The 22,835-nt window shown below is 72.9% G+C and carries 12 protein-coding genes; 10 read left to right on the top strand and 2 right to left on the bottom strand.

Annotated elements, in window-relative coordinates; genetic code table 11:
• Positions 1 to 14: 14 nt before the first annotated feature.
• The 10 genes from ACH4SP_RS37795 to ACH4SP_RS37750 all read left to right on the top strand — a co-directional run bounded on the left by ACH4SP_RS37795 (position 15) and on the right by ACH4SP_RS37750 (position 18,979).
• On the top strand, positions 15 to 7,169 hold the full coding sequence (locus ACH4SP_RS37795) for an amino acid adenylation domain-containing protein (RefSeq protein ID WP_398422167.1): 7,155 nt from the start codon (positions 15 to 17) through the stop codon (positions 7,167 to 7,169).
• A gap of 1 nt (position 7,170) precedes the next feature.
• A complete protein-coding gene (locus tag ACH4SP_RS37790; RefSeq protein ID WP_398422165.1) occupies positions 7,171 to 8,175 on the top strand; it encodes a 3-oxoacyl-[acyl-carrier-protein] synthase III C-terminal domain-containing protein in 1,005 nt (334 codons plus the stop codon).
• Between the two features lie 110 nt (positions 8,176 to 8,285).
• Positions 8,286 to 8,558: an acyl carrier protein gene (locus ACH4SP_RS37785; protein WP_398422164.1), complete on the top strand. Its 273-nt coding sequence runs from the start codon at positions 8,286 to 8,288 to the stop codon at positions 8,556 to 8,558.
• Positions 8,542 to 9,804 carry an acyl-CoA dehydrogenase family protein gene (locus tag ACH4SP_RS37780; protein ID WP_398422162.1) on the top strand — a complete coding sequence of 421 codons (1,263 nt, stop codon included), beginning with the start codon at positions 8,542 to 8,544 and terminating at the stop codon, positions 9,802 to 9,804. The genes ACH4SP_RS37785 and ACH4SP_RS37780 overlap by 17 nt, the downstream gene beginning before the upstream one ends.
• Entirely contained in the window at positions 9,801 to 10,862 is a 1,062-nt protein-coding gene (locus ACH4SP_RS37775; RefSeq protein ID WP_398422160.1) for an HAD-IIIC family phosphatase, read from the top strand. Before ACH4SP_RS37780 ends, ACH4SP_RS37775 begins: the two co-directional genes overlap by 4 nt.
• Positions 10,863 to 10,942: 80 nt before the next feature.
• Positions 10,943 to 11,842, top strand: a complete 900-nt coding sequence (locus ACH4SP_RS37770) for a 3-hydroxyacyl-CoA dehydrogenase family protein (protein ID WP_398422158.1) — start codon at positions 10,943 to 10,945, stop codon at positions 11,840 to 11,842.
• 859 nt (positions 11,843 to 12,701) lie between these two features.
• Positions 12,702 to 15,461, top strand: coding sequence for a BTAD domain-containing putative transcriptional regulator (locus ACH4SP_RS37765; RefSeq protein ID WP_398422156.1), 2,760 nt, complete (start codon positions 12,702 to 12,704; stop codon positions 15,459 to 15,461).
• A 444-nt stretch (positions 15,462 to 15,905) separates the two neighbouring features.
• Positions 15,906 to 16,868, top strand: coding sequence for an alpha/beta hydrolase (locus ACH4SP_RS37760; RefSeq protein WP_398422154.1), 963 nt, complete (start codon positions 15,906 to 15,908; stop codon positions 16,866 to 16,868).
• Positions 16,861 to 18,219 (top strand): acyltransferase family protein, encoded by a 1,359-nt coding sequence (locus ACH4SP_RS37755; RefSeq protein ID WP_398422153.1) that lies wholly within the window; start codon positions 16,861 to 16,863, stop codon positions 18,217 to 18,219. Before ACH4SP_RS37760 ends, ACH4SP_RS37755 begins: the two co-directional genes overlap by 8 nt.
• A 61-nt stretch (positions 18,220 to 18,280) precedes the next feature.
• Positions 18,281 to 18,979 (top strand): class I SAM-dependent methyltransferase, encoded by a 699-nt coding sequence (locus tag ACH4SP_RS37750; protein ID WP_398422151.1) that lies wholly within the window; start codon positions 18,281 to 18,283, stop codon positions 18,977 to 18,979.
• A 94-nt stretch (positions 18,980 to 19,073) separates the two neighbouring features.
• On the opposite strand, the gene ACH4SP_RS37745 is transcribed toward ACH4SP_RS37750, so the two are convergent.
• Positions 19,074 to 19,733: a response regulator gene (locus ACH4SP_RS37745; RefSeq protein WP_398422149.1), complete on the bottom strand. Its 660-nt coding sequence runs from the start codon at positions 19,731 to 19,733 to the stop codon at positions 19,074 to 19,076.
• A 116-nt stretch (positions 19,734 to 19,849) separates the two neighbouring features.
• Positions 19,850 to 22,835: amino acid adenylation domain-containing protein (locus tag ACH4SP_RS37740; RefSeq protein ID WP_398422147.1), on the bottom strand; the 2,986-nt coding region annotated here is incomplete at its 5' end.

The raw sequence follows: 22,835 nt of genomic DNA, 5'->3' as shown, positions 1-22,835 counted from the left end.
GGCGAGAAAACGACATGAACCGGGACGCCGTGGCGATCGTCGGAGCGGCACTCTCCCTGCCGGGAGCCGACGACCTGGACGCCCTGCACGACGGACTGGGCGCCGGGCGCAGCAGTGTCGGCCGGCCCGCCGACGAGCGGGTCCGGCACGCGGGCGGCGACGTGGGCACCGGCTACGCGCCGGGCGCCTACCTGGACCGCATCGACCTCTTCGACCACCGGTTCTTTGGCATCTCCCGTCGCGAGGCCGAGCTGATGGACCCGCATCAGCGCCTCACCCTCCAACTGGTCCACCGGGCAGTGGAGAACGCGGGGTACGCGACCCGCTCCCTGCGCGGGACGCGCACGGCGGTCGTGCTCAGCGCGCCCCACCCCGAGTACGCCACCCTGTTCCGGGAGGACGACCCGCAGCAGATCCTCGGGACCCTGCCCTCCGCGACCGCCGCCCGCGTCGCCTACCTGCTGGACCTGACGGGCCCGGTGCTCGCCGTGGACACCGCGTGCAGCTCCAGCCTGGCCGCGCTCGCCGACGCCGTCGGGCAGCTCCGGGCGGGGCGGGCGGACCTGGCGATAGCGGGCGGGCTCAGCGTGCAGGCGCTGCTGCGGCCCGCCGCCCGGCACGATCCGCTGCCCGGCATCGAATCCCCGGGCGGCGTGTGCCGCCCCTTCGACGCCGGTGCCGACGGCACCGTGGGCGGCGAGGGCGGCGGCTTCGTCCTGCTCAAACCGCTCGCGGCCGCCGTCGCCGACGGAGACCACGTCCACGCGGTGCTGCGCGGCGTCGCGGTCAACCACAACGGCTACCGGGCCACCGCCCTCAGCGCCCCCAGCCAGGACGCCCAGAGCGAACTGCTCACCGCCGCCTGGCGGGACGCGGGTCTGGCCGTGTCCGACGCCGACTACATCGAGTGTCACGGCTCCGGTACGCCGCTGGGCGACCTGACCGAGGTGGGCGGGTTGCGCCGGGCGCTGGACAGCGCGGGCCGTACCGGTGAGCCGGTGCTGATCGGCGGAGCCAAGGGCAACGTGGGCCATCTCGACCACGCATCGGGCATGGCGGGCCTGTTCAGGGTCCTGGCCGGGCTGCGGCACGCCACGCTCTACCCGACCGCCGGGTTCCGCACCCCCCACCCGGCGCTCGACCCCGAGGGACCGGTCAGGGTGGCCGTCGACCGGCAGTCGTGGCCGCCCGCGCCGGACGGCGGCCCGCGCCGTGCCGGGGTCAGCTCCTTCGGTCTGACCGGGACCAATGTGCACGCCGTGCTGGAGGAGCCGCCCCGGCCCCTGCCGCGCCCCGACCGCGTCCGGCCGTCCGCCGAACTGGTCACCCTGTCGGCCGCCTCCCCCGAGGCCTGCGTCCGGTACGCGCGCAGCCTCGGCGACTTCCTGAGGAGCACGGACGACGACCTGGCCACCGTCGCCCACGCCCTCAACCGGGGGCGCGACGACCACCCGTGGCGGCGGGCCTTCACGGCCCGCGACCTCGCGGGGCTCGCCGAGGCGCTGCACGGTGCGCAGGCGCCCGCGCAGCCCGTTCCGGACCGGGCGCCGCCGCTCGTGCTGCTCTTCTCCGGCGACGGCGACGTGGGCGACACGGCGGCGGGCGACGCGCTCTGGCACACCCTGCGCAAGGAGTTCCCCGCGCTCGCCGAAGCGGAGGACCGACTCGTCGGGGCGGGCGACCGCGGCGCGGAGGCGGCGGACCCCGTCGCCGACCGGGGCGGCGACGCCCGGGTCCTGCTGAGGCGTCAGCTGGCGCTGTACGCGCTGACCCGGTCCCTGGGGCTGGAAACCGGCAGGCTGGTGGGCTCCGGGCCGGGGAACCTCGCCGTACAGGTCGTCCGGGGGAAGCTGGCGCCCGAGGACGCCCTGCGCGACGCGGCGCACGCGACGCGCACCGGGGACGTCAACGACGGCGGACTCCGCCGGGCGGTACGGGACTTCGAGCGGGACGGCGCCCTCCTGCTGGAGCTCGGCGGCACCGGTGTGCTGTCCCGCCGGATCAGAGAGCTCGCCCCGGAACTCACCGTGCTGACCCTCCTCGACGGCGACGGCGACGGCGACGGCGACGGCGACGGCAGGGACGGCCGTGGCGGCCGTGACGGCAACGACGGCCGTGACCACGGCGGTCGTGCACCGGCCGCTCGTGTCCTGGACGCCCTGGCACGCCTCTACGAGCAGGGCGCGAGCATCGACTGGGACCGCTACTACGAGGGCGCCGGAATCCGCCGCACCGAGGTCCCGACGTACCCCTTCGAACCCGACTCCTCCTGGTACCGGCCGCCCCGGGACACCCGTACTCCCGCACCCGTCCAGCACGCCGCACCCGTCCAGCACGCCGCACCCGCCCGGGCCGCGGCGTCCGGCCCGTCACTGGACGAGACGGAGCTCCGGCACGAGGTCGCCGACATCTGGTCCCGCATCCTCAAGGCCCCGGACATCGGCCCCGAATCGGACTACTTCGCCCTCGGCGGCAGCTCCATCGCGGGCATCACCTTCCTCCGCGAGTCCGAGACCCGCTTCGGCGTGAAGACCACCTTCGCCGACCTGTTCGCCCACCGCACGGTGCGCGAGATGGCCGACCTGATCGCCGCACGCCGGGCGGAGAGCACGACGGCGCCCGGCACGACCCCCTCCGACGGCAGCATCGCGCGGGTGCCCGCGGGAACCCGGATCCCGCTCTCGTACAACCAGGAACAGCTCTGGTACCTCGACCGGCTGGCCCTGCCGGGACCGCTGTACAACATCCCCGGCGACCTGCGCCACCGCGGTGCGCTCGACCACGGGGCGCTCAGGGCCGCGCTGCTCGACGTGTTCGCGCGGCACGAGGTGCTGCGCACCCGCGTCCTGGAGGAGATGGGCCGCCCCTACGTGCTGTTCGACGCCCCGGCCCCCGCGCTCCCGGTCGTCGACCTGCGCGGGTCGGCGGACCCCGAGGCACAGGCCCGCCTGCTCGCCCACGACGAGGCCGTCGCCCCCTTCGACCTGGCGTCGGGCCCGCTGCTGCGCACCACCCTGCTGCGGGTGGCCGACGACGAGCACATCCTGCTCTGCACGTGGCACCACATCGTCTTCGACGGCTGGTCGCCCACCGCCTTCTTCCGCGACCTCGGCGCGTACTACACCGCCCGGCTGACCGGACGTACCGCCGAACTGCCCGAACTCACCTGCGGATACGGCGACTTCGCCGCCTGGCAGCGCGAGGTGCTGACCGGCGAACGGCTGGAGCGGGGGCTGCGGTTCTGGCGCGAGCAGCTGGCCGATCTGCGGACCACCGAACTGCCGCTGGACCGGCCGCGGCCCGCGGTCGAGTCCCACGCGGGCGGCCTGCTGGAGTTCACCCTCTCCCCGGAACAGGCCCTGGCGCTCCGCGAGTTCAGCAGGCAGGAGGGCGTGACCACCTTCGTCACGCTGCTGGCCGTCGTGGACGCGCTGCTGCACCTGTGGGCCGGTCAGGAGGACGTGGTGGTCGGGGCCGCCACCTCGGGCCGCTTCCACCCGGACACCCACGAACTGATCGGCTACTTCAACAACGCGCTGCCCTTCCGCACCCGCGTCGACGAGGGCCTGACCTTCCGTGAGCTGGTACGGCGCTGCGCGCGGACCGTGACCGGCGTGCTGGACCACGAGGAGATCCCCTTCGGGAGGATCGTCTCCGACCTGGGCGGCCGCCGGGACCCGTCGCGGCACCCCGTGTTCACCGTCTGCTACACGCACCAGAACACCGCCGGGCACTTCAGCGCACCGGGCTCGCTCGACCTGGCGCCCGCCGGCGGCTCGTTCGGCGGCATCGCCCCCGGCACGTCCAAGGTCGACCTCACCATCGGGGTCAACGACGAGCCGGACGGCCCGATGACGGGCTACCTGGAGTACGCCGTCGACCTCTTCGACCCGTCGACCGCGGAGCAGCTCGCCGCGTTCTTCCAGGACCTCGCAGGCGCCACCGTGGACGCCCCGGACCGCCGGCTGGACGAACTCGCGGCCCAGGCGCCCGGCCGCTCCGGCGGCTGCGTACTGCGCGGCCCGGAGCGCCCGGTCGCACCGCTGTCCGTGCCCGCGGCGGTGGCCCAGTGGGCGGCCCGCCACCCCGACCGGCCCGCCGTGGTCGACCCCGAGGCCGGCCGCACCCTCCGCTACGGGGAGCTGGACTCCCGGGCCGAGGACCTCGCACGGCGGCTGGTCGCCGCCGGTGTCACGCCCGGCACCCCCGTGCCCGTCGTCGCCGGGCGCGGCCCGGACCTCGTGACCGGATGGCTGGGCGTGCTGAAGGCGGGCGGGGCCTTCGTACCGGTCGACCCGGCCCTGCCCGAAGCCCGGGTGGCCGGACTGCTGACCGGACTCGGCCACCCGCTCACCGTGCTCGGGGAGGGCCAACGGCGCCCCGCGGGAACCGAGGTGATCCCCGTCGCGGCGCCGGCCGGCGCCCCGGGGGCCCGCGGCCGCGCCGACGGGGCCGTCCTGCCGCCCGAACCGCTGCGGGACGCCCTCGCCTACCTCGCGCACACCTCGGGAACGACCGGCCGTCCGCACGGCTGCGAGATCACCCACGGCAGCCTCGACAACCTGCTCACCTGGTACGCGGAGGAAACGGGTCTCGGCTCGCAGGACCGGGTGGCACAGGTCTTCGCCCCCGGCTTCGACGGCGCTGTGCTGGAGACGCTCTCGGCGCTGGCCCGGGGAGCCGCCCTGCACGTCCTCCACGACGCGGTGCGCTCGCCCGCCGACCTGCTGGGCTGGCTGGCGCGGGAACGGATCACCGTGACCTGCCTGCCGACCCCGCTGGCCGAGACGGTGCTGAGCGACTACCCGGACGTGCCCGGTCTGCGGCTGCGGGTGCTGTCCACCGGCGGCGACCGGCTGCGGGTGCGGCCTCCGGCGGACGTGCCCTTCCGTACGCTCAACCTGTACGGCCCCACGGAGTGCGCCGTCGTCGCCACCTGGGCCGAAGTGACCCCCGGCCCGGCCGACGCCCTGCCCGGCATCGGCCGTCCCCTCGACAACTGCGCCGCCTACGTCCTGCGGGCCGACGGCCGGCCCTGCGCGCCCGGCGAACGGGGCGAGCTGTACCTCGGCGGGGCGGCCGTCGGCCGCGGCTACCACGGGCTTCCCGGCACGACCGCCGCCCGGTTCCTGCCCGACCCGTTCACCGACCGCCCGGGGGCCCGGATGTACCGGACCGGGGACCTCGCCAGGCTCGCCCCGGACGGCTCCCTCACCTTCGACGGCCGCGACGACCAGCAGCTGGAGATCCGCGGCCACCGGGTGGAGCCCGCCGAGATCGAGCGCGCCCTGCTCGAACACCCCGGGGTGCGGGAGGCGGTGGTGCTCCCGGACGCAGGTCCGCGCGGCGCCGTACGCATGGCGGGACACGTCGCGGGGACGCGGCTGCCCGCCGCCGACGACCTCCGCCGGTGGCTGCTGGACCGGCTGCCCGCGTACATGGTCCCCACCAGGATCGTCGCCCACGACCGACTGCCGCAGACCCTCAACGCGAAGACCGACCGGACAAGGATGATGGACATGGCGACTCGGACGGACGCTTCTCTTCCCGCCGCGGGAGGACTGCCCGCGGGAGGGCCGGCCGCAGGAGGACCGGCCTCGGGAGGGCTGCCCGACCCGGAGCGGATACTCGCCCGGATCTGGGCCGACCTGCTGGAACGGGAGTCGGTGGACCCCGACGACGACTTCTTCGAGATCGGCGGGGACTCCCTGCTGAGCGTCGCGGTCGCCGCCCGTGCGGAGAGCGCCGGCCTGTCGCTGACCCCGCAGGACGTGCTCCAGCGGCCGACGCTGCGGGCCCTCGCCGCCGGGGCGCTGCCCGCGCCGGCCGACGGCCCCGCGCACCCGGACTCCTCGTCCGGGACGCCGATCCCGCTGACCCCGCTCATGCACGGCCTGCTGGAACGCGCGCGGGACGACGCCAGGGACTTCGTCGTGGCGGAGGTCCTGGAGATCGCGGCGGGAGTACGGAGCGACGCCGTGCGCGGTGCGGTCGCCGCCCTGCTCGAACTGCACGAGCCGCTCCGCTACCGGCTGCGCCGCAATTCCGTGGGCTGGCGGATCGACGTGGGCGCCGCCCGCCCCGACGACGTACTGGACGTCACGGTGCTGCCCGCCATGGGCGAGAGCGCCGAACTCGCCGTGCTGGAGGGCGACAAGGACGAGCTGCTGAAGGACATCGACCCCGGCCGGGGCGCGATGCTGCGGATGCGCTTCTACGACCGGGGCCCCGCCCGCACCGGTCTGCTCACGCTGGTCGTCCACCACTTCGCGTACGACCACACCTCGGCGGTCCCGCTGCTGGAGGACTTCAACTCCGCGCTGCGCGACGCCGGGGCCGCCACCCGCCAGGACCCCGCGGCTCGCGCCGCCTGGAGCCGGTGGAGCAGGCATCTGACCGCGATGGCCGCGAGCGACGAACTCGCGGCGGAGGCCGGGTACTGGGCCGTGGTGATGGAGGGCGGCCGGACCACCGGCGGCCTGCCCACGGGACTCGGTCCTTCGGACCGGCCCGGGGCCGAGGCCCCGGGAGTGCTGCGCCGGGTACTGCCCGCGAGCCGCGTCGCCCGGACGCTCGCCACCAGCGGCGCGGCGGGCCGCGCCGCCGCCGCCACCGCGGTGGCCTGTGCCTGGAGCCGCTGGACGGGGCACCCCGACGCCTATCTGATGCTGGTCGGCGAGGCCACCACCAACGCCTTCCGGCCGTCCGGCAGGTCCCGGTCGATCGGCTGGTTCACCAACGCGTATCCGTCGGTGCTCCCGGTCGCCGAGGGGCAGCGGGCCGACGATGCCCTGCCCGCGATCGCCGATCACCTGCGCGCGGTCCCCAGCGACGGCGTCGGCTACGGCATCCTGCGGCAGCTCAGTGCGCGTACCGCGGCCACGGAACGGATCCGCGCGCTGCCCGAGCCCGCCGTCCTGGTCGAGCACACCGCGACCGGGGGAGAGGCGCTGAAGGTCGGCGGTGGCGCCGCGTGGATACGCTCCGTGCCGCTCATGATCGAGCAGCGCTCGCTGCTCGCCTGGCTCCCGGTCGCCGTGTCCACCATGCTGTGCGACGGCGAACTGGTCATCCACCTCGTGCACGACGGGCAGCTTCCCGGCGCACGCATGGAGGAGCTCGCCGACCACCTCGTGGACGCGTTCGCCGAACTCGCGGGGGAGCACTGACATGGCAGCCCCACTGGCGGTCCTGGCCGCGGCCTGGCACCTGCCCGAGCGGTCCACACCCCTCGCCGACCTCCCCGAACTCCCGTCCCTCACGCCCCAGGAGCGGGAGACCCTGACCGGCCTGGGCATCGAGCGGGTCCGGGCGGACGACGCACTCGACGACCACGACCTGGCGGCCGCCGCCGCCCGTCAGGTCCTGGCGGACACGGCGCTGCGTCCCGAGGACGTCGACGCCCTGATCGTGGTGGAGTCCCGTGCCCCGCAGGACCTGTTGAGTTCGGAGGCGACCCGGCTCCAGGAGACGCTGGGCCTCCACCGGGCCCTCACCTTCTCGGTGGGCGGCCTGGGCTGCGCCTCCCTCACCCCGGCGCTCCTCGCCGCGCGCGGGCTGCTCGCCGCCGACCAGGACCTGCACCATGTGCTGGTGGCCCACGGCAGCAAGCCGGCGACCCCCGGCCGCTACCGCCACCCGGTCACCCTCAACGGCGACAGCGGCCAGGCCCTGGTGCTCGCCAGGACCGGGCCTGTCCGGGTGCTCGACCTGCTCCAGGAGACGAACGGGGCTTACTGGGACCTCTTCCGCGTCGACTTCCGCGACCGTCCCGCGGCCGACTGGCGCGAGGAGTGCCGGGACACCGCCGACTACTCCTTCCGCCTCGCGGTGGAGTCCCGCAACCGGCTGCGCGGCCTGCTCGCCCGGCTGCTGGAGCGCAACGGGATGCGGGCCGAGGACCTCGCGGGGCTGGCGGTGCAGAACCTCTCCGCCGGAGGGCACGCGTTCGTCCAGGACACGCTGGGGGTGGAACTCCTGCCGTCCTGCGCCGAGAACCTGCGGAGCCACGGGCATCTGGGCTCGAACGACACGCTGTTGAACCTCTATGCGGCGCACGAGGAAAAGGAAATAGCCGACGGGGACCGCGTCGTGGTGATCAATACGAGCCCGGTGGCGGCCTGGAGCATGCTGCTCGTCGAAATCGGCGACGGGGAAACCGCACACCTGCTCTGACGCGCCTTCCGCGGCACACCTTCCGCGGCACAACTTCTCCGGCAACCCGTTTCGTCACACATTCTCCGTCAAACCTTCTCCGAAAAACCTCACCCATGGGCAGGAAGAGCGTGCAGCAGACAATTGAAGTAGAGATTCGAGAATTCCTCGAATCCGCTCTGGGGCAGGAAATCGCCCCCGATGAAGACTATTTCGCCAAGGGGATCGTGGATTCTCTCTTCGCCCTGGAACTGGTCACGTTCCTTGAGCACCGGTTCGAATTCGAGATCGACGTGGAGGACCTGAGCCTGGACCACTTCCGCACGGCGGTGAACGTCGCCGAATTCGTCAGGAAGAAGACCGCATCCCCCACCGCGGAGGTGCCCCGTGGCGGGAGCCACTAGCGTTCCGGAGCGGGGCACCGGGGACGCCTCCGGGATCGGCCCCGAGGCCGCCCGCTTCGCACGCTTCGCGGCCGAGCACGCCGGCGACTGGGACCGGCGCGGCGAGGTGCCCGACGACGTCCGCCGGGCCCTGGCGGCTACGGGACTGCTGGGTGCCGACGTCCCGGCCGGGTACGGCGGACTCGGCGGCAGCCAGGCCGACCTGGGGGAGCTCTGTGCGCGGATCGGCGGGGCCTGCAGCGCGCTGCGCGGTCTGGTCACCGTCCAGTCGATGGTCGCGGCGGCGCTCTCCCGCTGGGGGACCGAGGCGCAGCGCACGCGCTGGCTGCCCGACCTGGCAGCCGGACGTACGATCGCCGGATTCGCCGCGACCGAGCCGGGCGCGGGCACCGACCTGGCCGCCGTGAGCACCCGGATCGAGGAGGACGGCGACTGGGTGCGCGTGACCGGCACCAAGAGATGGGTCACCTTCGGCCGCACCGCGGACGTCTTCCTGGTCCTCGGCACCTCGGCGGGCCGCCCCACGACGGTCCTCGTCGACGGCGCCCTGCCCGGTGTCTCCCGCGAACCGGTCGAGGGCCAACTGGGCATGCGGGCGGCGGAGATCGCGCACCTGCGCCTCGACGACGTCCGGGTGCCGCGCGGCAACGTGGTGGCGCCCGTGGGCCTGGGCCTCTCGCACGTCGTGGCCACCGCCCTGGACCACGGACGGTTCACCGTGGCCTGGGGCTGCGTCGGCATGGCCGAGTCCTGCCTGGACGCGGCGGCCGCACACGTCGTACGCCGCACCCAGGGCGGCATCGCGCTCGCCGAGCACCAACTGGTCAGGGCGCAGCTCGCGCGCGCCGCGGTGGAGAGCGCCGCCGCCCGCGAACTGTGCGCGCACGCCACCCGGCTGCGCACCCGGCGCGCCCCCGAGGCGGTGGCCGCCACGATCACGGCGAAGTACGCGGCGGCCCGCGCGGCGGGCTCGGTCAGCCGTGCCGCCGTCCAGCTCCTCGGCGCGGCCGGCTGCGAGCCGGACAGCGCCGTCGGGCGCTTCTCCCGGGACGCGCAGGTCATGGAGATCATCGAAGGTTCCGCCCATGTCGCGGAGCTGCACATCGCCGACCGGCTGCTGCGACGGCACGGCTTCCGGCCCGGCGCCAGCGCCGCCACCCCCAGCCCCACCGCCACCCCCGGCCCCACCGCCACCTCCGCCCCTGCCCCCGCTCCCGCCCGCGAGTTCGAGGAGACCGCCCCATGACCCCAGCCCCCGTTCCCACGACGGTGAAGTGCCTCGTGTGGGACCTGGACGACACCCTGTGGGACGGCGCGGTGCTGGAAGGGGACCGGCCCGTCCCCTTCCAGGAGGCCGGGTCCGCGCTGCGCACGCTGGACGAGCGCGGCATCCTGCACGCCGTGGCCAGCCGCGGTGACCGGGCCAGGGCCATGGCCCATCTGACCGAGCAGGGGCTGGCCGACCTGTTCACCGTGGAGGAGATCGGCTGGGGCCCCAAGTCCGAGGCCGTGCGGCGGATCGCCGACGCCCTGGGCATCGGCATCGACACCGTGGCCTTCATCGACAACGACCCGCTGGAACGCGCGGAGGTGAGCGCCGCACTGCCTGCCGTCCGCACCTACCCGGCGGAAGCCGCGGGCACCCTCGCCGGGCTGCCCGAGTTCCGTACCGGACAGGTGACCGGGGAGTCCCGGCAGCGCCGTCTGCTCTACCGGCGGGAGGCCGAGCGCAGGCGGGCCAAGGAGAGCTACGCGGGCCCCCCGGCGGAGTTCCTCGCCACGCTCGGTCTGGAGATGACCGTGCGCAGGGCCGACGAGGCCGATCTCGTACGGGCCGAGGAACTCACCGTACGCACGCACCAGCTCAACACCACGGGACGCACCTACGACATGGCGGAGCTGCGCGCGCTGTGCGACTCGCCCTCCCACGAGGTGCTCGTCGCCGACCTGAAGGACCGCTTCGGCGCGTACGGCACCGTGGGTCTCGCCCTCACCGAGCAGCGGGGGGACACCAGTTGCCTCCAGCTCCTCCTGCTGTCCTGCCGGGTGATGTCGCGCGGCGTGGGACCGGCACTGATCGGCCATCTGGTGCGGGACGCGCTGGCCGCAGGCCGCCGCCCCACCGCGGAGTTCGTACCTACGGAGGTCAACCGCGTCATGCTCGTGAACCTGAGGTTCAGTGGATTCGAGGTGCTGAGCCGGACCGGGGACACCCTGCTGCTCGGCCACACCGGCGCGAGCCCCCAGCCGGAGACGGCCGGTCCGGTACGGGTGGTCACCACCGGGACGCAGGCGCGCCGATGACCGGGCGGCAGACGGCCCGGCAGACCGGGGAGCACTGGAGTACCGGGGAGCACCGGAGTGCCGGGGAACAGGAGTCGCCGGTGTCCGCCGCGAGCGGGGCGCGCGAGGAAGTCCCGCTCCTGGTCGGTATCGTCGGCGCGGGCAGGATGGGAGTGGGCGTGGCCCAGTGCGCGGCCGAGGCGGGACACCGGGTGGTGGTCGTCGACAGCGACCCCGCCGCACTGGCCGAAGGGCCCGCGCGGCTGCGCGACGGCATCCGGATGAGCCGCCTGCTCGGGCGTTCACCACGCGAGCCCAAGGGCGCGGCACAGCGGGTGCGCTGGGTGGGCGACCTCGCCGAGCTGCACGAAGCCGGGTTCGTCGTGGAGTGCGTCCGCGAGCGGATCCCCGTCAAGGAGGCCGTGCTGCGCAGGCTCGACGAGGTCTGCCCGCCGGAGGCCGTCTTCGCGTCCTGCACGTCCGCCGTGCCCATCACGATGCTGGCCTCGTACACGGGAAGGCCCGACCGCGTCATCGGCACGCACTTCATGAACCCGGCACCGCTGAAGGACGCGGTCGAGGTGATCAGGTCGCCGCTCACCGGGGCCGAGACACTGCGCCGCACGACCGAACTGCTCGGCACCATGGGCAAACAGGCGATCGTCGTCGGCGACGCGCCGGGATTCGTCTCGAACCGGGTGCTGATGGCCACGGTCAACGACGCGGCCCGGGTGGTGCAGGAGGGCACGGCCGACGCGGTGGCGGTCGACCGCATCTTCCAGGAGTGCTTCGGACATGCGATGGGGCCGTTGCGCACGGCGGATCTCATCGGTCTCGACACCGTGCTGGACTCGCTGCACGTCCTGCTCGAATGCACGGGCGACAAGGGGTTCGAGCCGTGCGAGCTGCTCGCCGAGCTGGTGGCGGACGGGCATACGGGACGCAGGAGCGGCCGTGGCTTTCATGCCTATCGGACGCCTTCGGCCAGCCGTCGCGCCTGACCGACCGACTGCCGCCGGGCTGCCGGGCCTGTTGGGGCTGCCAGATCCGCCGGGTCTGCCGGGTCTGCCGGGCCGTGGAGGGCGGTCGACTTCCTGGGGTCGACCGCCCTTCCGGCCACCGCCGAGCGGCCCGTCGAAGCGTCTCTGGCCAGGATCCACCGCTGCTGGCCCGATCCGGCGCCATGCTCCACCCCGCGCTGAACGACCTCGTGGCCCGGCGTCCCGCCGGGTGGCGCTCGCCGTGCCGGGGGTTCAGATCAGCCAAGGCCGCCACCCGTGACGACAGTTGTTCGTTCGTCCGATGCCGACGTGTCACCGGCGGTATCCCCCACCGCCGTCAAGCCTCGGTCAAGCCTCGGTCAACTCGCTCTTCGACTGTCGGAGTTCGGGCGGGCCGCACCCCACCACACCGCTGTGACCAGCATCTTTGTCGCCGTTCGGCGATCGGGAAGCGCTGCGGGACCGTTCCCGGCAACTCGCCCGGACCGTGCGAATCACCCCCTCGTCGGAGGCGGGAAGGACCGTCCCCGATGCGTGTGACACCGACCGCGAAGATCTTCAAGGAACCTTAAAAACGTATCGGATTGAGACAGAAGTGCCGTGGGCTACAACCCGTCCGACCCGGGTCACGGTGCGTGAAGCGCGGAGATCCGAGTCCACAGGGATCCTGTGCGGCCGGAGAGTGCGTGCCCGCCCTTTCCTTGTATGCGCGTATGGGTGACGCAAAGTTTCAGCCAACGGGGCCGATCTTGGTGGCGCTCTTGATCTACAGTGATTCGGCCGTATGTTCGGTGTTGTTGGACGACGGGGGAATGTCGTGGGGGGCGAGCGTGCGAACGCCGACAAAGTTGCATACACCTTGCTTGGGCCGCTGGCGGCGAGAGTTGGTGAGGAGTCTGTCGCCATCGGCGGGCCCAGACAGCGCATCATCATTGCCGCGCTGGTCCTCGCCTGGGGGCGGGTCGTATCTGTCGACGCGCTGATCGACGCGGTCTGGGGAAATGAGCCACCGGCCTCGGCGCGTACCCAAGTGGCCATCTGCATAGGCGCTTTGCGCAAGACGTTCAAGGCCGCCGGGCGACAGGCCCCGACAATTGTGACCGCCCACCCCGGATACCGCCTGCTCACCGACAACTGCTCCGTCGATGTGCGTGAGTTCGAGAAGCTGGTGGTCGAGGGGGGCGACAGCGCCCGCAGGAATTCCCTGGAAGAGGCCAGCCGTTTCTACAAGAGCGCCCTGGACCTGTGGAGCGGACGCCCGCTGACCGGTGTCGGCGGACAGCTCGCCGAGGACGCGGCGACACGGCTGGAGGCAAAGCGGCTGGCGGCGTACGAAGTGTGGACCGGCATCGAACTCGAACTGGGCCGCCACCAGGAACTCATCCCGGTGCTGTCCGCCGCGGTGAACGACTATCCCCAGCACGAGCGGTTCCGGCACAACCTGATGCTGGCTCAGGTCCGTTCGGGATGGCGGGTCGAGGCGGCGGAGGGCTTCCGCGCCTGGCGGCACGAGCTCGTGGAGGAGCTGGGCCTGGAGCCGAGCCTGTCGATCCAGCAGCTGCACCATGCGATCCTGCGCGACGAGCCGGGACCGGAGCGTCCCGAGGAGACCGGGCCTCCGGTGGTGGCGCCGCCCGTCCGGACCGTACCGGCCGAGATTCCGCCGGGCGTGCCCGCCTTCATCGGCCGGGAGGCGGAACTGCGGCAGCTGGACGCCCTGCTGGTCGACGACCCCATCGGGGCGGCGCCGCGCACCGGTTTCGTCACCGGCATGGCCGGCGTCGGCAAGACCAGCCTCGTGGTGCACTGGGCGCAGCGCGTCGCCGACCACTTCCCCGACGGCCAGCTCTACGTGGACGCCTCCACGCACGACGAGGACCAGGGTCCGGCCACCGTCCATTCGCTGCTCGGGCGCCTGCTGCGGGCCCTGGGCGTGCCCGGCGAGCGGATCCCCGACGACCCCGGGGAGCGGACCGCGCTCCACCGTAGCCTGCTCACCGAACGCAGGATCCTGATCCTGCTGGACAACGTCACCTCCCTGGACCAGGCCCGGTTACTCCTGACGGGCAACGGCCGGAGCTGCGTCGTGGTGATCGGCAGGGAACAGCAGGAGCACATGGCGGCGGTCCACGGCATGGTCCACATCGCCCTCGGCCTGATGCCCGCGCGGGAGGCGTCCGCACTGGTGCGCCGGATCGCGGGCAAGGGACGCAGCGCGGCGGACCTCACGGCCGTCGACGCCCTGTGCGCCCTGTGCGAGGGGATGCCGCTGGCGCTCCGGATCGCCGCCACCCGCCTGGCCGTCAAACCGCACTGGTCCGTACGGCACTTGGTCGACCTCCTGGCGGAGGAGCCACGGCGGCTGGACGAGCTCTCCGCGGGCGGCCTGGACGTGCGCTCCGCCTTCACCGCCGGCTACCGGGCCATGCCCGCGAACCTCGCGCGCATGTTCCGGCGACTGTCCCTGCTGGACGTGCCGGACTTCCCCGCCTGGGTCGGCGGCGCACTGCTTGAGGTGTCCACCGGCGAGGCCGAGAGGCTCATCGAGCAGCTGGTCGACCTGAACCTGCTCACCGTGGTCGGTGTCGACGCCGCGGGCGCCGTCCGCTACCGCTTCCACAGCCTGCTGAAGCTGTACGCGGGGGAGCGGGTGCACGCGGAGGAGGAGACGGGCGAGCGGCGGGCGGCCCGCGAGCGGGCCTGGCGCGGCTGGCTCAGCGTCACCGACGAGACGCACCGCCAGGAGTACGGCGGCGACTTCGGCGGGGTGCGCGGCAGCATCCCGCGCGGCTCCGTCGAACCGGGCCCGGACGGCTCCGTGCTGCAGGCCAGACGGGCCGGGTCCGACGCCGAGCGCTCCGCGGTCGGCGCCGTGGTCCGGCAGCTCACCAGCCTCGGGGCGGACGAACTCGCCTGGGAGTTGGAGATGTCCACCGCGGTGCTCTTCGAGACGCGCAACGTCTACGACGACTGGCAGGCGGTCACCGAGAGTTCGCTGGTGGCCATGGAGCGGGCCGGGACCCTCGGCGGCGAGTCGGCCATGACCTTCGAGCTGCTCTCGGTGGAGATGCGCCGGCTTCGCTGCGACCGCGCCAAGGACCTGCTCGGGGCCGCGTTCCGGATCTTCACCAACATCGGTGAGTCGTACGGCCAGGCGCTGACCCAGTCCGCGGCGGCCGCGCTCGACCGGATCGGGAGCGAACTCGTCGCCGCGATGGGCCGTGCCGAACGCGCCCGGGTGGTCTTCCAGAAGGTGGGGGACACCTACCGCCGGCTGGTCGAACAGGTCCGGGGCAAGGGCAACGCCCGCGGTGAGGCGTACGCCCTGCTCGGCATGGGGGAGACCTGCATCGCCGTCGGACTGGTCGGGAACGCTTCGCCCTGGCTGCTCCAGTCCCTGGCGATCGCGGAACAGACCGGCGACCTCGTCCTGTTCGCCGGCAACAACCTCCTGCTGGGCAGGTGCTGCCGCATGCTGGACCGGGTGCTCGGGGCCGGCCACTACCTCACCGTGGCCCGCCGGGCCTTCCAGCAGATCGGGATGACCTCGGGCGAGAAGGAAGTGGCCGAGGAACTGGCGCTGCTGACCCCGGGAGCGGTACGGACGGTCCGCCCCTGACCGGCCGTCCGCGCGAGGTGCCACCACTGCGGCGGCCGGGCATGTGCCCGGCCGCCGCAGTGGCGCGGGGCGGGGAACCGTCGGCGGCAGCGCCACCAGGGCGGGCAACGCGTACGAGCCGTGGATGCCGATTGCGCCGACCAACCTTCCCGGGAGCAGGGCCCGTTGCGGGAGCCGCAGCGGGTCGACCGAGAATGACAGCCCGTGACGGCGGCTGACAAGGCGGGCCGGGCTGCCGGGGGAGAAATCATCAGCGAGCGGGAGCGCGCATCCAACCTGCGGGGGAGACCCCCTACTTGAGAGCTACCCGCGAAGAGCACTCCTGAGCGTGATCCGCAACGCGGGTCCGGTCCCTAATCTCAATTCCAGTTCACCGGAACATCGTTCCAGCAGGGAGTGAGAGGACCAGTCATGCGAGGTACACGGATCAGGCGCGGGCTCTTGATGGCCGCAGTCGCGTGCTCCCTCGTGGTCTCCATCACCGCGGCGGCCCAGTCGCTCACACCCGGCACCGTGCGTCCGCCGGAGCTGCCCCAGGCCGGGGCCGCCACCCTGGACACGCGGTACGCGGTGAACCGCCGGTACATCCTCGACTCGGCGCAGGCGGCCGAGCAACTGCACGACACCGGCCGAGCGGAAGTCCTGCGGAAGTTCGCCCGGCCCGGGCGGCAGTTCCTCTCCTTCAGCCCGGTCGGCGACGGGCAGGCCGTCGAGGTGCTCGGGGACCTCGCCCGTGCCGACCGCATCTCCGTGGTCGTACCGGGTTCGGACACCACGGTCGACACCTACGACCAGTTCGGTGCCACCTACGCCTCACTGAACGGCGGGTCCCGCGCGCTGTACGCAGAGGAACAACGGCTCGCTCCCAAGGAACGGGTCGCCGTGGTGGCCTGGTACGGCTACGCGGCCCCGCGCACCATGAGCAGGGACGTCGCCACCACCGGCAGGGCCGAGGAGGGCGGCCGCGGACTGCGGACGTTCCTGACCGACCTGCAGCGGGTGAACCCCGAGGCCCCCGTCGCACTGCTCTGCCACTCCTACGGCACCGTGGTCTGCGGCAAGGCGCTGCAGGGCATGGACGCGGACGACGCGTCGGCCCCCGCGGCCGCCGTGGTCTTCGGCAGCCCCGGAATGGGCGTGGGCTCCCGCGCCGAGCTGCACACCGAAGTACCGCTGTGGGCGGGCCGCGGCGCGAAGGACTGGATCGCCAGGATCCCGAACACCAGCGTCGACATGCTCGGCGGACAGCTCGGATTCGGCGCCGACCCCACGTCCCCGGCGTTCGGCGCCCAACACTTCTCCGCGGGCCCGGGAGAACACAGCGACTACCTGCGACCGGGCGGCCCCGCCCTGGAGAACATCTCCCGCATCGCGCTCGGCCGTGGATCGGAAGTGTCCGATGACTGACCTCCGCGTCCCGCCCCGGCCTTCTCCCACCCGCTCCTCGGCGGTCCGCGTCACCGCGGTCCGTCCCACCCAAGACCCCGGTCGGGGACGGGCGGCACACCCCCGCCCGCCCGTCCCCGGCCGGCCACTCCGCTTCCGGCGGGTCCACGAGGCCGTCCTCCGCATCGACGCGGCGACCCCGGCGGACCGGGACCGCGCGGTCGACGTGCTCCGGGTGCTGGCCATCACCGGCGTCGTGCTGGGCCACTGGCTGGTCAGCGGCGTCGTCCTGCAGGCCGGCGGCCACCTCGCGGGCGACAGCCCGCTGGCCCACATGCCCGCACTCGCACCGCTGACCTGGCTGCTCCAGCCGCTCGCGCTGTTCTTCTTCGTCGGCGGCCGCGTCGCTGCCCGCAGCTACGCCTCGGCGCACGCCGTCGGGACCCCGTACCGTACCTGGCTCGGCCGGCGACTGACCCGGCTGCTGCGCCCCGTCGTCCCGCTGGCGGTCACCTGGGCCATGGCATGGGCGGGGCTGGTCGCCACGGGGATCGCGCACGAGACGATCCACACCATGATGTGGCTGGTCTTCTCGCCGCTCTGGTTCCTCGGGGTGTACGCGGCCCTGACGGCCTGTACGCCGCTCGTCCACCGGCACGGGGTGCGTACCGCCGTCGCCGCAGGACTGCTGGTGGCCGCCCTCGACGGGGCGCACGCCCTCTTCGGGGACGACGGCGTGGCCGGTACGGTCCGGCAGCTGAACGTTCCCGCGGCCTGGCTGATCCCCTACGCACTGGGCGCGGCCTGGTCCGCCGGGTCCTTCGCCCGCCGCCGGACCGGGGCCGCCCTGCTCATCGGCGGCGCCTGCGCCACGGCCGCGCTCGTCCTGTGGTGCGGCTACCCCGCGAGCATGGTCGGCGTACCGGGATCCGTGATCTCGAACCTCAGCCCGCCGACGGTCGCGGCCGTCGCCTTCGGACTGGCCCAGTGCGGTGGGGCGTTGCTCCTCTGCGGGCCCCTGCGACGCCTCGTGGGACAGCGGTCCGGCACCGGAGCGTCACAGCTCCCGGACCTCGGCGACCGGCGCGCCCGCCCGGCCCACTTCCTGTGGGCCGGGGTGGTACTGCTGAGCATGTCGGCCCTCACGGTATTCCTCTGGCACCAGACGGCAATGCTGACGACCACCCTCGTCACGCTCGGCCTCGGCGCATTCCTCCCCGGTCTGCACACCAGCCCGGACGGACCGGCATGGGTGCTGCTGCGGCTGGCCTGGATTCCGATCTTCGGGGCGGTACTTCTCGCCTTCCGGACCCTCTTCCAAAGCTATGAGAGGCCCCGTCGAAAGCCGGTCCAAGGGACGATATCGATCTGATATCGGGGCCCCTTAGGGTCATTTGGATCATTGTCACCCCCTCACACCGAAGGAAATTCCCATGGCCGTGCTCGACGTCGAACGCCTCAGCCGCCTTTATGTGAAGTACGAGAGCGACCTGGCGAAGGTCAGGGACGACCAGCGCAGCTACCTCGCCGCCCGCGGCAAGGAAATGAAGCCGCAGCTCGACGACTACGAGGCGGAAATCACCTACCTGCTGCTCCGCGAGTACAGGCCCGAGGTCGTCGTCGAAATAGGCACGTTCTACGGGTGGTCCACCCGCTGGATCCTGAGCGCCCTGCGCGACAACGGCACGGGACACCTGCACTCCTTCGACATCGTCGACAACGTGGTGAAGAACGTCGACAAGGAACTCTCCGAGGGCCGCTGGACGTTCAACAAGGGCAACGTTCAGGAAAACCTGGCCAAGGTGCCGGACAACACCGGCTATCTCTTCATCGACGCCGACCACGGTGCGCGTTTCGCCCACTGGTACATCGAGAATCTCTTCCCCGCGGTCCCCGCGAAGACGCCCACCAGCGTGCACGACGTATTCCACGGGCGCTGGCCCAAGCCGATGAGCGAGGGATCCGTCATCCTCAAGTGGCTGAAGAACAACGGAATTGAATTCTTCACCCCGTCCACCGCCAAGAACCCCGCGGCCACCGAGCAGTTGGCACAGGTGAAGAAGGAACTGGGCCTCGACACCCCGGTGCGCACCAGCAAGCACAACCCGATGATCTTCTTCGACCTGCCGTAGCAACGGGCTGGTGTCCCGCGCGGGGGGGGGCGAAGCGAACCCCGTGCCGCCGGACCCGCAGCCGCGAGAGCCCGTACGCCCTTGACCGGCCTCGTCAGTCCCCCACGACGACGAGGCCGCTTTCGTACGCGAACACCGCGGCCTGCGTACGGTCCCGCAGCCCCAACTTCACCAGCAGTCGGCTCACATGGGACTTCACCGTCTGCTCGGTGATCACGAGCTCGGCGGCGATCTCCGCGTTCGACAGGCCCTGCGCGATCAGGCAGAGCACCTGGGTCTCCCGCTCCGTCAGGTCCGACACCCGGGCCCTGCGCGGCGGCCTGGGCGCGCCGAGCCGGGAGAACTCCTCGATCAGGCGCATGGTGATGGTCGGCGCGAGCAGCGCGCCGCCGCTCGCGACCGTCCGTACCGCATCGGCGAGTTGATGCGCGGAGGAATCCTTGAGCAGGAATCCACTGGCGCCGGACTGCAGCGCCTCGTAGACGTACTCGTCGAGGTCGAAGGTGGTCAGCACCAGCACCTTCGTGCCGGCCTCCGCCGCCACGATCTTCCGGGTCGCCGCGAGCCCGTCCAGGACGGGCATCCGGATGTCCATCAGGGCGACCGCCGGGGCCAGTTCGGAGACCATCCGGACGGCTTCCTCGCCGTTGACGGCCTCTCCGACGACCTCGATGTCCTGCTGCGCGTTGAGGACGATCCGGAAGCTCTCGCGGATCAGGGTCTGGTCGTCGGCGATCAATACCTTGATGGTCATGCGCGCTCGTTCCCGTTGTCACCCGTGGCCGGCGGCGCCGCCACTTTGTAGCACCTCGTGAATGATACGGAAGGCCGAGACCGCCACGTGCGGGGGCAGCGGGTCCGGTCCGCCGCTCAGCGGGGCGACGAGAGCCTCGGCGCGATGAGGCGTCCGATCTCGGCGGCCGGGCCCGGCTGCAGCAGGGCCCGGTGCACGATGTCCAACTCGTGGACCTCGACCTCGCCTTCGACGAACTCCTCCCACGCCTCCGGCACCGCCCACGGCTGTCGGTCCCGGGCGGCCGCCACCAGCAGCAGGTTCCCGGAGAACACCTGGGGCCGGGTCTCGTTCGTGATCCGCACGTTGTTCACCATGACGTCGACCACGGCCTCCCGCTGCGCGCGGTCCAGGGCGGACAGCTCGTCCGCCCCCTGCCCGAGCCAGTCGACCACGCGGGCGCGCGCCGCACCGGCGCCGGGCGGCTCTTCGCCGGCTCCGGCGGGCAGCCCGTGGATCCCGGCGTAGCCGTCGTGGATGTCCCGCAGGATCTCCTCCGGGTCGGTGGACGTCCCCGGGCCCGAGGGCGGGCCCGGGTAGGAGTCGAGCAGTGCGAGCAGGGCCACCTCCTCACCCTCCTCCTGCAGCCTGGTGGCGACGGCCTGCGCCACCAGCCCGCCCAGGGACAGGCCCACGAGGTGGTACGGGCCCACCGTCTGCACCGTCCGCATCTCCCGTACGTAGCCCGCGACCAGCTCCTTCAGGGAACCGGCGGGCGGCGTCGAGCCGTCAAGACCCGGCGCCTGCAGGCCGTACACCGGACGGTCCTTGCCCAGCGCACCGAGCAGCGCGGTGAACCGCCACGCGTAGCCCGAGACCGGATGGACGCAGAAGAGAGGGTGGCTACTGCCCTCCGTACGCAGGGGGAGCAGCGTGCCCAGGGCGTTCTCGCCGCCCCCCGGTTCGCGCGCCGCGAGAGCGGCCGGGGTGGGGGCCGCGAAGACCTCGCGCAGTTCCACCCGGTGGCCCAGTACTTCCTGCATCCGGCCCACCAGCCTGGTCGCCAGCAGCGAATGACCGCCCAGCTCGAAGAAGTTGTCGTCGAGCCCCACCCGCTCGACACCGAGCACCTCGGCGAAGAGCGAGCACAGCACCACCCCCTGGGCCGACCGCGGCGCACCTCCGCTGCCGCCACCGGCCCGCACGGGAGCAGGCAGGGCCCGGCGGTCCACCTTGCCGTGGGGAGTACGCGGCCACTCCCGCACCACGACGAAGTCGGACGGCACCATGTAGCTGGGGAGCTGCTCGGCGACCGTGGCGCGCCACGCCGCCGGATCAGGCGCGCGGGTCCCCGGCTCGCACGTCACGTACGCCACCAGCCGCTGGTCACCGGGCCGGTCCTCACGCACCATCACTTCGACGCCCGCCACGCCCGCGCAGCGCCGGACCGCCGATTCGACCTCGCCCGTCTCGACCCGGAAGCCGCGCACCTTGGTCTGCGCGTCGCTCCGCCCACGGAACTCCAGCACCCCGTCGGGACGCCGGACCGCCAGGTCCCCCGTCCGGTACATCCGGGTCCCCGGTGCGCCGTAGGGGTCGGCCACGAAGCGCGAGGCCGTCGTGGCCACGTCCTTGAGGTAGCCCCGGGCGACCCCGAGCCCGGACACGTACAGCTCGCCCCTGACCCCCGGCGGGGCGGGCCGCAGGTCCCCGTCCAGCACATGGGCCCATGCTCCTGCGATGGGACGCCCGATGGTCCTGGTCTCCGCGGCGTCCCCGGACCCGATGGTGGCGAAGGTGACGTCGCAGGTGGCCTCGCTCGGGCCGTACGCGTTGATCAGCAGGCGGCCGCGGCCCCAGAACTCGGCGAGGTCCCGCGGCAGGGTCTCGGCCCCGGTGATCACCGCGGTCAGCGCGGGCAGCTCCCGCCTGGGCACCTCGGCGAGTGCCGTGGGCGCGACGAGCAAGTGGGTGATGCGCGATTCCGCGAGGCGGTCGCCGAGTTCAGCACCCGCCGGCGCCCCCTCAGGCACCACCAGCGTCGCTCCTGAGAGCAGCGCGAGGCAGAGCTCCGCGACGGAGACGTCGAAGGTCGAGGAGGCGAGCTGCAGCACCCTGCTGTCGAAGGACACCTCGAAGTCGGCCTGCTGGTGGGCCGCCAGGGCGCCGATACCGGCATGGGTGACCACCACCCCCTTGGGGGTTCCGGTCGATCCCGAGGTGTGGATGACGTACGCGGGATGGCCCGCGCGCAGTGCCGCCGCCCGGTCCGACTCGCCGAGGTCGGTGCCGGGCGCTTCCGCCCACTGCGAGCGGACGTCTTCGTCGTCCAGCAGGATCAGCGTGGTCCCCGGCGTGCGCGGCAGGCGTGCGGCGGCTTCCCGGGTCGTCACCAACAGGGCCGGCGCTACGTTCGCGAGCATGGTGGCCAGCCGCTGCGTGGGGTGGCCGGGGTCGAGCGGCACGTAGACGGCGCCGGCCTTCAGCACGGCCAGCACGGTTTCCACCCACTGTGCGGAACGCGGCAGTGCGACAGCGACGTGCCGCTCAGGGGCGGCGCCGTGTGCGACGAGCACCCGGGCGAGCCGATTGGCGGCGGCGTTGAGCTCCGCGTAGGTCCGCGTCCCGGACTCCGCCTCGACGGCGGGCAGCTGCGGGGTGTCCCGGACCTGCCGCTCGAACAGCGCCGGAAGCGTCGTCACCGCGGCCCCGCCGGGGCGGTCCACGCCGGTCCCCAACAGGTCCTGACGCTCGTGCTCGGAGAGGACGTCCACCCGGCTGACGCGGGTGTCCGGCTCGCCGGACACGGCGGTGAGAACACGGGTGAGGCGTTCGGTGAAGAGCACGGCGGTGCTGCGGTCGAAGAGGTCCGTGTCGTACTCCAGGGAGCCCTGGATGCCGTCCGGGTCCCCGGCGCCGGTGAAGCGCTCGTGCAGGCTCAGCCCGAGGTCGGTCCTTGCGACGGCACCGGCGTACCCCTCCGCGGTGACGTGCAGGCCCGGGAGGTCGAAGTGGCCGCCTTCCGTGTTCTGGAGGGTGAGTGCGATTTGGGTGAAGGGGGTGTGGGAGAGGGTGCGGTGGGGGTTGAGGGCTTCGATGACGTGGTCGAGGGGGAGGTCCTGG

The sequence above is a fragment of the Streptomyces sp. NPDC021093 genome (genome assembly GCF_044333135.1).
In the GTDB taxonomy this organism is placed as follows: Bacteria; Actinomycetota; Actinomycetes; order Streptomycetales; family Streptomycetaceae; genus Streptomyces.
Note: the sequence above shows the minus strand (reverse complement) of the source record. Positions and strands in the feature narration are given on the sequence as shown.

Coding starts and splice junctions, on each gene's coding strand:
- ACH4SP_RS37795 (WP_398422167.1), top strand. CDS start 15: ATGAACCGGGACGCCGTGGCGATCGTCGGAGCGGCACTCTCCCTGCCG.
- ACH4SP_RS37790 (WP_398422165.1), top strand. CDS start 7,171: ATGGCAGCCCCACTGGCGGTCCTGGCCGCGGCCTGGCACCTGCCCGAG.
- ACH4SP_RS37775 (WP_398422160.1), top strand. CDS start 9,801: ATGACCCCAGCCCCCGTTCCCACGACGGTGAAGTGCCTCGTGTGGGAC.
- ACH4SP_RS37760 (WP_398422154.1), top strand. CDS start 15,906: ATGGCCGCAGTCGCGTGCTCCCTCGTGGTCTCCATCACCGCGGCGGCC.
- ACH4SP_RS37755 (WP_398422153.1), top strand. CDS start 16,861: ATGACTGACCTCCGCGTCCCGCCCCGGCCTTCTCCCACCCGCTCCTCG.
- ACH4SP_RS37750 (WP_398422151.1), top strand. CDS start 18,281: ATGGCCGTGCTCGACGTCGAACGCCTCAGCCGCCTTTATGTGAAGTAC.
- ACH4SP_RS37745 (WP_398422149.1), bottom strand. CDS start 19,733: ATGACCATCAAGGTATTGATCGCCGACGACCAGACCCTGATCCGCGAG.